The 12,536-nt window shown below is 63.7% G+C and carries 9 protein-coding genes; 4 read left to right on the plus strand and 5 right to left on the minus strand.

The features are described 5' to 3' along the window. Together N430_RS15605 and N430_RS15610 are read left to right on the plus strand one after the other, a co-directional pair. A complete protein-coding gene (locus N430_RS15605; protein ID WP_110637878.1) occupies window positions 1-1,110 on the plus strand; it encodes a methionine ABC transporter ATP-binding protein in 1,110 nt (369 codons plus the stop codon). Next, window positions 1,100-1,744 carry a methionine ABC transporter permease gene (locus N430_RS15610; protein ID WP_110637879.1) on the plus strand — a complete coding sequence of 215 codons (645 nt, stop codon included), beginning with the start codon at window positions 1,100-1,102 and terminating at the stop codon, window positions 1,742-1,744. Before N430_RS15605 ends, N430_RS15610 begins: the two co-directional genes overlap by 11 nt. Before the next feature lie 32 nt (window positions 1,745-1,776). Here N430_RS15610 and dibA read toward each other — a convergent pair whose 3' ends face one another. Beyond that, window positions 1,777-3,672: a phosphodiesterase DibA gene (dibA, locus tag N430_RS15615; RefSeq protein WP_110637880.1), complete on the minus strand. Its 1,896-nt coding sequence runs from the start codon at window positions 3,670-3,672 to the stop codon at window positions 1,777-1,779. Window positions 3,673-3,821: 149 nt separating this feature from the next. Here dibA and desA point away from each other — a divergent pair, with 149 nt between their 5' ends. Further along, window positions 3,822-5,006 (plus strand): delta-9 fatty acid desaturase DesA, encoded by a 1,185-nt coding sequence (desA, locus tag N430_RS15620; protein WP_110637881.1) that lies wholly within the window; start codon window positions 3,822-3,824, stop codon window positions 5,004-5,006. A 140-nt stretch (window positions 5,007-5,146) separates the two neighbouring features. Continuing rightward, on the plus strand, window positions 5,147-6,133 hold the full coding sequence (locus N430_RS15625) for a sensor domain-containing diguanylate cyclase (RefSeq protein ID WP_110637984.1): 987 nt from the start codon (window positions 5,147-5,149) through the stop codon (window positions 6,131-6,133). Window positions 6,134-6,245: 112 nt separating this feature from the next. Here the strand turns inward: N430_RS15625 and N430_RS15630 are convergent, their stop codons facing one another. The 4 genes from N430_RS15630 to N430_RS15645 all read right to left on the minus strand — a co-directional run bounded on the left by N430_RS15630 (window position 6,246) and on the right by N430_RS15645 (window position 12,529). Beyond that, window positions 6,246-7,505, minus strand: coding sequence for a response regulator (locus tag N430_RS15630; RefSeq protein WP_110637882.1), 1,260 nt, complete (start codon window positions 7,503-7,505; stop codon window positions 6,246-6,248). Window positions 7,506-7,642: 137 nt separating this feature from the next. Next, window positions 7,643-8,920, minus strand: a complete 1,278-nt coding sequence (gabT, locus tag N430_RS15635) for a 4-aminobutyrate--2-oxoglutarate transaminase (protein WP_110637883.1) — start codon at window positions 8,918-8,920, stop codon at window positions 7,643-7,645. Between the two features lie 182 nt (window positions 8,921-9,102). Then, window positions 9,103-10,545, minus strand: coding sequence for an NADP-dependent succinate-semialdehyde dehydrogenase (gabD, locus tag N430_RS15640; RefSeq protein WP_110637884.1), 1,443 nt, complete (start codon window positions 10,543-10,545; stop codon window positions 9,103-9,105). Between the two features lie 307 nt (window positions 10,546-10,852). Further along, a complete protein-coding gene (locus tag N430_RS15645; RefSeq protein ID WP_110637885.1) occupies window positions 10,853-12,529 on the minus strand; it encodes an aryl-sulfate sulfotransferase in 1,677 nt (558 codons plus the stop codon). Window positions 12,530-12,536: the final 7 nt, after the last annotated feature.

The raw sequence follows: 12,536 nt of genomic DNA on the forward strand, positions 1-12,536 counted from the left end.
ATGAGCCAGGCCAACGCGCTCCGGGCGCCCACCGCACAACCATTGTCGTCAACGGCCAGGGAGCAGGCCCTGCGCCCGGAGGTCAACGAAGCCCACGTGCGCTTCATCGGCCTCGGCAAGACTTACCCTGGCCAGCAGCAACCCGCACTGCACGGCATCGACCTGAATATTCGGCGTGGCGAGATTTTCGGCATCATCGGCCGCAGTGGTGCAGGCAAGTCATCGCTGCTGCGCACCATCAACCGCCTTGAGCAGCCGAGCCAGGGCCGCGTGCTGATCGACCAGGTGGACATCGCGCCGTTCGACGAAGACCACCTGGTGGCGCTGCGCCGGCGCATCGGCATGATCTTCCAGCACTTCAACCTGATGTCGGCCAAGACCGTGTGGCAGAACGTCGAGCTGCCGTTGAAAGTAGCCGGGGTGGCCAAGGCCGAGCGCCAGCGCAAGGTCCGCGAGCTGCTGGAGCTGGTGGGTTTGCAGGAGAAACATCACGTCTACCCGGCGCAGCTGTCCGGCGGGCAGAAGCAGCGGGTCGGCATCGCCCGGGCGCTGGTGCATGACCCGGAAATCCTGCTGTGCGACGAAGCCACCTCGGCGCTGGACCCCGAGACCACGGCGTCGATCCTCGAACTGCTGCGCGACATCAACCAGCGCCTGGGGCTGACCGTGGTGCTGATCACCCACGAAATGGCGGTGATCCGCGACATCTGCCAGCGTGTGGTGGTGCTGGAACGTGGCGCGATCGTCGAGCAGGGCGAAGTCTGGCGCGTGTTCGGCAGCCCACGCCATGAGGTTACCCGCACCCTGCTGGCACCGTTGCAGACCAAGCTGCCCGCGGCTTTGCAGGCAAACCTGCGCGCCAGCCCGGCGGGCCGTGACAGCGCAGTGGTGCTCAAACTCACCCTGCTCGGCGAGCCGGCGCTGTCCGACCTGTTTGCCGAACTGGGCGGGCGTGTGCGGCTGCTTCAGGGAGGCGTGGAGACCATCGGCGAACATGCCCTCGGGCAGTTGATCCTGTCGATCCAGGGCTCACCGCACGACACGCACCTATTGCTCGAACGCGCCCGCCGCTGGGCCGAAGACGTGGAGGTACTGGGCCATGTGGTTTGATCGCTTGCTCGATGGTCTGCTCGACACCTTGCTGATGGTAGGCGTGTCCTCGCTGGTCGCGCTGCTGGTGGGGGTGCCGATGGCGGTGCTGCTGGTCACCAGCGACAAGGGTGGCATCTTCGAGGCACCGTTGCTGAACCGGGTGCTGGGCGCCTTCGTCAACCTGTTCCGCTCGATCCCGTTCCTGATCCTGATGGTCGCGCTGATCCCCTTCACCCGGCTGGTGGTGGGCACCACCTACGGTGTGTGGGCCGCCGTGGTGCCACTGACCATCGCCGCGACGCCGTTCTTCGCACGGATTGCCGAGGTGAGCCTGCGCGAGGTCGACCATGGCCTGGTGGAGGCGGCGCAGGCCATGGGGTGCCGGCGTTGGCACATCGTCTGGCATGTACTGTTGCCAGAGGCGCTGCCGGGGATCGTGGGCGGGTTCACCATTACCCTGGTGACGCTGATCAATTCTTCGGCGATGGCCGGGGCGATTGGCGCGGGTGGGCTGGGGGATATTGCCTATCGGTATGGGTATCAGCGCTTCGACAGCCAGATCATGTTGACCGTGATTGCCATGCTGGTGGCCTTGGTGGCGCTGATCCAGTTGGGTGGAGACCGGTTGGCGAAAGGTTTGAACAAGCGTTGAAGGCCTGGGGCTGCAAAGCAGCCCCGGCAATCTCAGCCCCAATGCAGATCCGCAGCCGGCACCGGCCGCCCGAACCAGTACCCCTGCCCCAGCTGGCACTGCTGCTCCAGCAGGAAGCGCGCCTGCTCCGCCTGTTCGATCCCCTCGGCATGCACCTGCATGCCCATGCTCCGTGCCAACGCGACGATCACCCGCACGATGGCGATGTCATCGTCATCCTGCGGCAAGCCGGCCACGAAGCCCTGGTCGATCTTCAGTTTCTGCACCGGCAAGCGCTTGAGCCGCAGCAACGACGAGTACCCCGTGCCAAAGTCATCGATGGCCAGGTTCAGCCCCAGTTCGCGAAGGCGGTGCAGTTGCTCCAGCGCCACTTCCGGGTCTTCCATGACCGCACTCTCGGTCACTTCCAGCTCCAGCAGCGTCGGCTCCAACCCCGTCTGATGCAGCACGTCGGCCACCTGCCGGTACAACTCGCGCTGGCCAAACAAGCGACTGGAAATATTGACCGCAACGAACGCCAGCATGCGCCCATCCTCCCGCCACTGGACCATCTGCCGGCAGGCTTCACGCAACACCCAGGCATCGATCTCGGCAATCAGACCGGTGCGTTCGGCGATGGGGATGAAATCGCTCGGCGGCACCAACCCTCGCTGTGGATGCTGCCAGCGGACCAATGCCTCGACCCCGATCATCTTCGCCGTGGCCAGGTCATGCACCGGCTGGAAGAACACCCGCAGTTCGTCTTGGGCCAGCGCCCGGCGCAGCTCGCCCGCGGTTTCCACCCGGTGCTGGGCGTGGGCGGTCAGCTCCTCGGTGTACAGTGCATAGCAGGTGCGGCCATTGCCCTTGGCCTTGAACAGCGCCGAATCGGCATTGCGCAACAGTTGCTCGGCACTCAGGGCGTCATTGGGGAACAGGCTGATACCCACGCTGGCACTGATGAACAGCCGGTGGCCATCGAACTCGAAGGGCTCACGCATGCGCTCGATGATGCCCTGCGCCAGCTTGCCGGCCTGGCCAACGTGCTGGCAGTTCTCGGCCAGCACGCCAAACTCGTCCCCGCCCAGGCGCGCCAGGGTCACGTTGCTGCCCACTGTCTCACGCAGGCGTTCGCCAACCAGCTTGAGCAACTGGTCGCCGATGGTATGGCCAAGGCCATCGTTGATGCTCTGAAAGTGATCCAGGTCGAGCAACAGCAATGCGCAGCCGCGCTTGTTGGCCTGCGCCGAAGCCAGCGCCTGCTCGGCGCGATCATTGAACAACAGGCGGTTGGGCAGGCCGGTGAGCGGGTCATGGTGCGCCAGGTAGGCCAGTTCCTGCTCGGAGTGCTTGATCGCACTGATATCGCTGAACACCGCCACGTAGTGGCTCAGTTCACCGCTGTCATCACGAATGGCGCAGATCGTCTGCCATTGTGGATAGATTTCACCGCTTTTACGGCGGTTCCAGATCTCGCCGCTCCATTCACCCGTTTCGGCCAGCGCCGCAAAGATCTGCTGGTAGAACGGCGCGCCGTGGCGGCCCGACTTGAACTTGCTGGGGCGATGGCCCAGCACCTCATCCTGCTGGTAGCCGGTAATGCGCATGAAGGCGCGATTGACGTGCACGATCAGGCCTTGGCGGTCTGTGACCAAAACGCCCTCCAGGGTGCTGTCGAACACCGCCGCAGCCATGCGCAGGCGCTCGCGGTCCTCGCTGCGCAGGCGCGCGCCGATTCCGATGAAGTTGAGCAAACGGGCACGGGACACGAAGATCAGCAAGGCACTGACCAGAACCCACACCACCACGTTGATCTGCCGGCCCACGGTCAACGCCAGGGGGTCGTCAGACATACTGCGCAGGACCACCTCGGCCAGCACCAACCAGAGGAACGAGAGCACCACATACAGCGCGGCCATGCGCAAGGCGTCGCGAACGGAAACAGACATGTCGGGGGGGAAAGCCCATGAAAAAGGATGGGGCATTATAAGGGCATGAAACATGCCGTGACTTCCTATCTGAAAGGGTGACTGGTTTTATTTCCCCGCCAAGGGATAATCACCCCTTTCTCCCTGCATTCCCGAGGGCTTCTACATCTATGTGGTACAACGGTCTGCTCGACTTGTCGGCCTGGCAACTGGTTGGCGTCACCCTGCTGATGACTCACCTGACCATCGTCAGCGTCACCATCTACCTGCACCGCTACTCCGCCCATCGCGCCCTGGAGCTCAATGGCGCGCTCAAGCACTTCTTCCGTTTCTGGCTGTGGCTGACCACGGCACAGAACACCCGCGAATGGACGGCCGTGCACCGCAAGCACCACGCCAAGTGCGAAACCCCGGACGACCCGCACAGCCCGCTGTACAAGGGCCTGGGCACGGTGCTGCGTAAAGGCGCCGAGCTCTACCGCGAAGAGGCACGCAACCCCGAAACCCTGCGCATCTACGGCAAGAACTGCCCGGAAGACTGGATCGAGCGCAACCTCTACTCACGCTACAAGCTCGGCGGCATCGTGCTGATGGCGGTCATCGACCTGCTGCTGTTCGGCACCATCGGCATCACCATCTGGGCAGTGCAGATGATGTGGATTCCGTTCTGGGCCGCCGGCGTGGTCAACGGACTGGGCCATGCGGTCGGCTACCGCAATTTCGAATGCCGTGACGCCGCCACCAACCTGGTGCCGTGGGGTATCGTCATCGGCGGCGAAGAGCTGCACAACAACCACCACACCTACCCCAACTCGGCCAAGCTGTCGGTCAAGCGCTGGGAGTTCGACATGGGCTGGGCGTGGATCCGCCTGTTCTGCCTGCTGCGCCTGGCCAAGGTACAGCGCGTGGCGCCCATCGCCCACCGCGTCGAGGGCAAGGCCAGCCTGGACATGGACACGGCCATGGCCATCCTCAACAACCGTTTCCAGATCATGGCCCAGTACCGCAAGCTGGTGATCGGCCCGCTAGTCAAGCAGGAGCTGGCCAAGGTCGATGCCTCGGTACGCCACCGCTTCCGCCGTGCCAAGCGCCTGCTGTCGCGTGAAACCAGCCTGCTGGAAGACCGCCACCACGTGCGCATCGAGAGCATGCTGGCCCACAGCCAGGCACTGAAGACGATCTACGAGAAGCGCCTGGCCCTGCAACAGATCTGGGCCCGCACCAGCGCCAACGGCCACGATATGCTGGCCGCCATGAAGGACTGGGTACACGAGGCCGAGGCCAGCGGCATCCATGCCCTGCACGACTTCGCAGCACAGCTGAAAACCTATTCCCTGCGCCCCACCGGCGCCTGATAGCCGCTGATCGGCACGCCCTGCAATGGGGCGTGCCTGCCGGAACTTCCCCCCTGAAAATCCACTCAAACCCGCACATCGCCCGCGTGGCGGGCCGGTTCGTGGCCGCGCGCCTCATCAATGAGAACTGCTCCGTGCTCATGGCCAAAAACCTCCCTCCGTCGTTGTCAGGTACCCCGCCTCCCGAAGCTGCGCAAACCTTGCTGGCCCTGCTCCACGCCCAGGGCGAAGTCGCCCGCCTGAGTGAACGCGAACAGCTCTACAGCTCGCTGCTCGACAGCGTCAACGCCGTGCTCTGGGCCTTCGACTGGGAAACTCGCCAGGTGCTCTACGTCAGCCCCGCCTACGAACGCATCTTCGGTCGCCCGGCCAGCCTGGTGCTGGCCGACTACAACGAATGGCGCGACAGCATCTACCCCGACGACCTGGAATTCGCCGAACGCAGCCTGGCCCAGGTGCTGCTCAAGGGCGCAGTGGAGGACCGCGAGTACCGCATCCTCAACGCCAGCGGCCAGGTGCGCTGGCTCAGCGACAAGTGCTATATCAACCAGCAGAACGACGGTGACCGGGTGATCATCGTCGGCATCGCCGAAGACATCACCGAAAAGAAGCAGCTCGAAGGCGAGCTGCAGCGCCTGGCCACCACCGACGTACTGACCCAGAGCAGCAACCGCCGGCACTTCTTCGAGTGCGCCCAGCAGGCCTTCGACAGTGCCCGTGAAGACGGCACGCCACTGGCCTTCCTGCTGCTGGACATCGACGACTTCAAGCGTATCAATGACAGCTACGGGCACCAGGAAGGCGACCAGGTGCTGCAGCGCATCGCCGACAGCGGCAAGGCCGTGCTACGCCGTGGCGACCTGTTCGGGCGTATCGGCGGTGAGGAGTTCGCGGCTGTATTCCCGGGTTGCAATGCTCAGGTGGCCGAGCAGATTGCCGAGCGGTTGCAGCGGGAGATTCAGCGGCAGGGCTTCAGCCATGGCGATGAGGCGTACAGCGTTACGGTGAGCCAGGGGCTGACCGGGCTGACGGATGAGGACGAGTCGCTGGACAGCTTGTTCGCCCGTGCCGATGCGGCGATGTATCGGGCCAAGCGGCAGGGCAAGAATCAAATAGTCCGAGGCTGACTGGGGCCGCTTCGCGCCCCTTTCGCGACACAAGGCCGCTCCTACAGAAGTACGCGATCTTCTGTAGGAGCGGCCTTGTGTCGCGAAAGGGCCGCAAAGCGGCCCCAGGGTCTCAATTCGATGCAGGCTCTTCGGAAGCTGGCGGTGTCTCCTGTTCCTTATCCTCAGGATTCTCCACCTTGCGCAACCGGCTCAGCTCCGGCAGCCCAACCTTGAGCAAACGCGCGGTCTTGTTGTTGGCGATCTTCTCCAGCCCCTGATCCGCCGGCAGGCGCGCCAGTTGCCCGGCCAGGTTCAAGGCCAGGATCTCCCGCGAATACACTCCGCCACCCAGCTGGTAGATCGCCGCAATCAGCTCGCGCAGGCTCAGCGGCAAACGCCAGCGGGTACGCAGCGCCGAGCCGAACGCTGCGCCGAACTCATTGAGCGACAGCTGTACCCGGTCCTCGTCCAGCTCGCCACCGGCCAGACGCCACTCCTGCAGGCAGCGCAGCACCGCCAGGTCGCCCAGGCAATGCAGCAGGCCGGCACAATAGCAGCGCTCCTGATCCAGTTCGAGCATGCGCGCCAGCGTGCGGGCGTATTCGGCCGTGTGCAGCGACAGGTTCCAGTAATGCGTGGCATGTTGCGTCAGCAGCGGGTCGCTCAGCCGGGCACTGCGCTTGAGGGTAAGGCCGAGAATCAGGTTCATGCTCTGAGTGCTGCCGAGCTTGTTCAGCGCCTGCATCAGCGTCTGCACAGGTGCTTCACGGTGCAGGCCGGCGCTGTTGGCAGCGGCGATGAGCACCGCCGTGATCTGCGGGTCGTCGCGCACTTCCTCTTCAAGCACCTTGAGGTTCAGGCCCTGCGGGTTGAGTGCGCGCTTGATCGCCACCTGCACATCGGCAAACAGTGGCCCGCCGTCGGCAGTGGCCCGGCGCTGTTCGAGGTAAGCCGGCAGGTTGGCGCCCGGCTGCAACGGCGGCACCGGGCAGGCAATCTGCTCGCCCACGGCCAGCAGCAGCTCTTCCAGGCTCTTGCGCAGCTTGTCCAGGTTCAGTGGCTTGCTCAGGTAAGCCGTGGGGTGCAGCGGCAACGCTTCGCGCACGCTGGCGCTATCGCTGCGCTCGCTCATGAGAATGAACGGCAGCCCCGGGCCCTTGGCGCGCACCTTGCGCAGCAGGTCGAGGCCATCGAGCCCCGCCAGTTCCCGGGCCGCGATGATCAGGTCAGGTTTACTGGCCAGCGCCGTGAGCGCCTGCGAGCCGTCGGCGCAGACCTGCAAGCGGGCGTCGCAACGCACGCTGAGCAGCATTTCGCTCAGCATTTCGCGTACCCAAGGGTCGCCTTCGGCGATCAATACGCAAGGTGGGGTGGGGTCTGCAGCACTCATGGCCAACTCCTGGTTATCCCTGACACACAGTCCTTCGCAGCTTCCAAGGCAAATCCTTCCACCACCATAGCTTCACCCGGCTTTTCTGGGCACAAAAAAAACCCGCCTAGGCGGGTTTTTTCATGAAGCGCGTCACATCAGGCGAGTTCAGCGAAGCACTCTTCGATGATGGCCAGGCCTTTGTCCAGCAGCGCGTCTTCGGCGGTCAGCGGAACCAGGATACGCAGGACGTTGCCGTAGGTGCCGCAAGACAGCAGGATCAGACCCTTGTCGCGTGCCTTGGCCACAACCTGGGCAACGGCAGCAGCGTTCGGGGTGTGGGTGCCTTTTTCGAAGACTTCCACAGCGATCATCGAGCCCAGACCACGGACATCGCCGATGATCGGGTGCTTTTCCTGGATCTGGCGCAGGCCAGCGGTCAGGCGCTCACCGACAGCCTTGCTGCGGTCCAGCAGTTTTTCTTCCTCGAACACCTGGATAACGGCCAGAGCCGCGGCGCAGGCGATCGGCGAACCGGCGTAGGTGCCGCCCAGGCCGCCTGGAGCGATGGCGTCCATGATTTCGGCCTTGCCGCACACACCGGCCAGCGGGAAGCCGCCAGCGATGGACTTGGCGAAGGTGGTCAGGTCAGGCGCAACACCCATCTGTTCCATGGCGAAGAAGGTGCCGGTACGGCCAGCGCCGGTCTGCACTTCGTCGGCGATCAGCAGGATGCCGTGCTTGTCGCACAGTTCGCGCAGGCGCTTCATCAGCTCTTTCGGCGCTGGCAAGAAGCCGCCTTCGCCTTGTACTGGCTCGAGGATGATCGCGGCGATGTCGCGTGGCTCGGCGTCGTTCTTGAAGATGCGCTCGACCGAAGCGATGGCGTCGTCAACGCTGACACCGTGCAGTTCGCTCGGGAACAGGGCGCGGAAGATGCCGCCTGGCATCAGGCCCATGCCAGCGGAGTACGGCACGACCTTGCCGGTCAGGCCCAGGGTCATCATGGTACGGCCGTGGTAACCGCCGGTGAAGGCGATCACGCCAGCGCGGCCAGTGGCGGCACGGGCGATCTTGACGGCGTTCTCAACAGCTTCGGAGCCGGTGGAAACCAGCAGGGTCTTCTTGTCGAAGTCACCTGGGACCAGCTTGTTGATCTTTTCGCACAGCTCGACGTAAGGCTCGTAGGCCAGCACCTGGAAGCAGGTGTGGCTGACCTTGGTCAGCTGCTCTTGCACAGCTGCAACCACTTTCGGGTGCAGGTGGCCGGTGTTCAGTACTGCGATGCCGCCAGCGAAGTCGATCAGTTCGCGGCCTTCAACGTCGATCACGGTCGAGTTCTTCGCGGATTCGACGAAGATCGGGTGGATCTGGCCAACGCCACGTGGGACGGCGGCGACACGACGTTGCATCAAGGATTCGTTGGTCTTGCTCATAATGCCCTCATTTGCGCCGATCAGCGGCGCTTTTATTCGGGGGTGGCTGGGAGTGTTCGCGAACAGTATTCGTTGATCGACTGCCGTGAACGCCCTGGCCACCAGGTACTGCGATGTCAAAAAGGCCAGCGAGACGTCGCTCTCGCGCCCCGCTGGCAGAGGTAAAACCGTTTACCCGGCGATCAGACGCTGATGCACAGGTATTTGATTTCGAGGTAGTCCTCGATACCGTATTTGGAACCCTCGCGGCCCAGGCCCGAAGCCTTGATGCCACCGAATGGCGCGACTTCGTTGGAGATCAGGCCGGTGTTGATACCCACCATGCCGTATTCCAGGGCCTCGGCGACACGGAACACACGGCTCATGTCACGGGCGTAGAAGTACGAGGCCAGGCCGAACTCGGTGTCGTTGGACATGGCGATGACTTCGGCTTCGTCTTTGAAGCGGAACAGCGGCGCCAGTGGGCCGAAGGTCTCTTCCTTGGCGACAGCAGCGGTCTTCGGCACGTCGACCAGGATGGTCGGCTCGAAGAAGTTGCCTTCGATCAGCTTGCCACCGGACAGCACCTTGGCGCCTTTGCCAACGGCGTCGTCGATGTGTTCCTGGACCTTGGCGACAGCCTTGCCGTCGATCAGCGGGCCAGTGGTGGTGCCTTCTTCCAGGCCGTTACCGATCTTCAGCTTGGCGACAGCAGCGGCCAGCTTCTGGGCGAACGCGTCGTAGACGCCGTCCTGCACGTAGATACGGTTGGCGCAGACGCAGGTTTGGCCGTTGTTGCGGTACTTGGAGATGATCGCGCCCTCGACCGCCTTGTCCAGGTCGGCGTCGTCGAACACGATGAACGGAGCGTTGCCGCCCAGCTCCAGGGAAACCTTCTTGATGTCCTTGGCGCATTCTTCCATCAGCTGGCGACCGATTTCGGTCGAGCCGGTGAAGGACAGCTTGCGTACCAGGGAGTTGCCGGTCAGCTCGCCGCCGACTTCGCCAGCGCTGCCGGTAACGACGCTCAGCACGCCAGCCGGGATGCCGGCACGGTTGGCCAGCTCGACCAGGGCCAGGGCGGAGTACGGGGTCTGCGACGCAGGCTTGAGCACCATGGTGCAGCCAGCGGCCAGGGCCGGGCCGGCTTTACGGGTGATCATGGCGGCCGGGAAGTTCCACGGGGTGATGGCCGCGGTAACGCCGATCGGCTGCTTGATGACGATCAGACGCTTGTCTGGCTGGTGGCCCGGGATGGTGTCGCCGTAGACGCGCTTGGCTTCTTCGGCGAACCACTCGATGAACGAGGCAGCGTAGGCGATTTCGCCCTTGGCTTCGGCCAGCGGCTTGCCTTGTTCGGTGGTCATCAGGCGAGCCAGGTCGTCCTGGTTCTCGATCATCAGTTCGAACCAGCGACGCAGCTTGTTCGAACGCTCCTTGGCGGTCAGTGCGCGCCAGGCCGGCAGGGCCTTGTCGGCGGCTTCGATGGCGCGGCGGGTTTCCGCAGTGCCCATCTTCGGCACGGTACCGATGACTTCACCAGTGGCCGGGTTGGTCACTTTGATGGTCTGGCCGCTGTCCGCATCCAGCCACTCACCGTTGATGAAGGCTTGCTGGCGGAACAACTGAGCGTCTTTGAGCTGCATGTCGGCTTCCCGAATTGTTGATTGTTTGAAAAGCGCCCAAGGCAGGGCATCGAGCGTTTGAAATCTCAAACGAATGCTAAGCGGCTGCTGGGGTGTTGGACAATAGGCTGTTCGAAAAAAAGAACGAATGGTTGAACACCCCAGCGGAAATTTCACAATTTTGTGCTGTGGCCGCCGGCCTCTTCGCGGGCATGCCCGCTCCCACAGATACCCCACGGAGTTCAAAAGTGGTGAGATCCCTGTGGGAGCGGGCGCGCCCGCGAAGAGGCCAGTACAGGTTAGACGAACGAGCTGAAAATAATGTGAGTCAGAACGCCTTGGCCAGGTCGATCACCAGCGCCCGGTAGCCAACGGAACCCGGCTGGCGGCTGTGCACCTTGAGCTCCACCAACACCTCCTGGCTCCCACGGCGCACCTCATTGAGCACCGTGGTGGTCAGTTTCTCGGGCGTGAGGAAATTCACCGAAGCCGAATAGATGAACTGGGTATCGGTCTCCGGCCGGTAGGCCACCACCGAGGTCACTGGGCTGTACCACTCGTCGCCACGCTCCTTGCCGTACTCCCACACCTGCTCGACGGTGCCCTTGGCTTCGTCGATCTTGTATTCCACCGCCCGGCTGTAGTTGCCACTGAGCTTGGTCGGCTCAAAGTCGCGCCCCCAGCCGTTGTCGAACACGGTCAGCGTGCCTTTGCCGGTGAGCCAGGCGGTGTGCTGGGTCCAGGACCAGTCGAAGCCTTCGCTTGCCACCGGCGTCAGCACCTTCTCGCGCAGGTGCTGCGGCCAGCCTTGCGCAGAAGCGAGAATCCACTTCACCTGCTTGTTACGGCCGATCTTCGCCACCCCCTGATGGCGAGCTGAAACGATAATGCTGTCGTCATCGGCGTCGTAGTCAATGGCATTGACGTGCGCCCAGTTGCGCCCGGTGCCCACGCCCGGGGTATCACCGAATGGCAAGTCGCCTTCTGCCAGTTCGTTGGCCAGCCGATCATCCTGCTTCTGTACACCTGCGGGCAGCTGAATCGCCGCCTTGCCCAGGGTTTCCAGCAAATCGCCACGATAGGGATCGAGAATCTGGTTCAGGTCCCAGAAGTCCAGCACGTCGCCTGCTTCATTGACCTCGATGATGTGGTCACGGATCGAGCGCACCCGCTTGCCATCCGGGCGCCGGTAATCACTGGTGCCGACACGCAGCAGGTAGGTGCCGTTGGCGGTTTCGCGGATCTCGTGGGAGAAGTCGGCGAACTTGTCCGGCAGGTTGCGCTGCCAGATGCGCCGGCCCAGCAGGTCGAACTTGGAGTAGGTCTGGCCCTGCCCCCAGATCAGCTTGCCATCGCGGGTCTGCTGGAAGCCCATGGTCCCGCCTAGGCCGTCGCGGCGGTTGGAATCGTGGATCTGCTCGATATCCAGGTACCAGCGCACGTCGCCGTTGCTGTCAGCGATCCAGTTGTTGCCAACCTGGTCCCATTCGGCAGCGCCGCCCAGGCCGTTCCACTTGAAGGCGCGGCCACCGGGGATGTCACCTTGCAGATGGTTGAACAGGTACAGCCGCTGCTCGAAGCCTGGCGCCACCTTGACCGGCTCCACTTCCGGCAGCGCGGCGGTCTGTTTCGCCACCACCGGCAGGCGCACGGCCGGGGCGTAGATCTGGTACTGCTCACGGACCCGCTCGCCGTCGAGCTTGTAGGTCACTTCCACCTGGTTGACGTGATCCGGGTAGAGGCCGAATACCGGGATGCCGCCATAGGTCCACAGTGAGCGATCCGACACCTCATAGGCGATGTCCACACCGCGCTCGCCCTTGCCACGCACCCGCACATGGGCGGCGCTCAGGCTGCGCCCGCCGTCGCGGATGATCGCGGTCAGCGGCGCCAGGCGGTACGGGTTGACCACCACGTCACCGAGCAGCGCCTCGGCGCGGTCAGGGACCTTGGCCGTGAGGCAGGCACCTTCGGGCAGTACTGGGGTTTCAGTCTTGGCATTCATGGCAAAG

This window comes from Pseudomonas sp. CC120222-01a (assembly GCF_003097235.1).
Taxonomy (GTDB): Bacteria; Pseudomonadota; Gammaproteobacteria; order Pseudomonadales; family Pseudomonadaceae; genus Aquipseudomonas.

Bases quoted from the DNA above. Each gene is read 5' to 3' on its own strand.
- desA (WP_110637881.1), top strand. From the start codon at position 3,822: ATGTGGTACAACGGTCTGCTCGACTTGTCGGCCTGGCAACTGGTTGGC.
- N430_RS15630 (WP_110637882.1), bottom strand. From the start codon at position 7,505: ATGAGTGCTGCAGACCCCACCCCACCTTGCGTATTGATCGCCGAAGGC.
- dibA (WP_110637880.1), bottom strand. From the start codon at position 3,672: ATGTCTGTTTCCGTTCGCGACGCCTTGCGCATGGCCGCGCTGTATGTG.
- gabD (WP_110637884.1), bottom strand. From the start codon at position 10,545: ATGCAGCTCAAAGACGCTCAGTTGTTCCGCCAGCAAGCCTTCATCAAC.
- N430_RS15645 (WP_110637885.1), bottom strand. From the start codon at position 12,529: ATGAATGCCAAGACTGAAACCCCAGTACTGCCCGAAGGTGCCTGCCTC.
- gabT (WP_110637883.1), bottom strand. From the start codon at position 8,920: ATGAGCAAGACCAACGAATCCTTGATGCAACGTCGTGTCGCCGCCGTC.
- N430_RS15605 (WP_110637878.1), top strand. From the start codon at position 1: ATGAGCCAGGCCAACGCGCTCCGGGCGCCCACCGCACAACCATTGTCG.
- N430_RS15610 (WP_110637879.1), top strand. From the start codon at position 1,100: ATGTGGTTTGATCGCTTGCTCGATGGTCTGCTCGACACCTTGCTGATG.
- N430_RS15625 (WP_110637984.1), top strand. From the start codon at position 5,147: ATGGCCAAAAACCTCCCTCCGTCGTTGTCAGGTACCCCGCCTCCCGAA.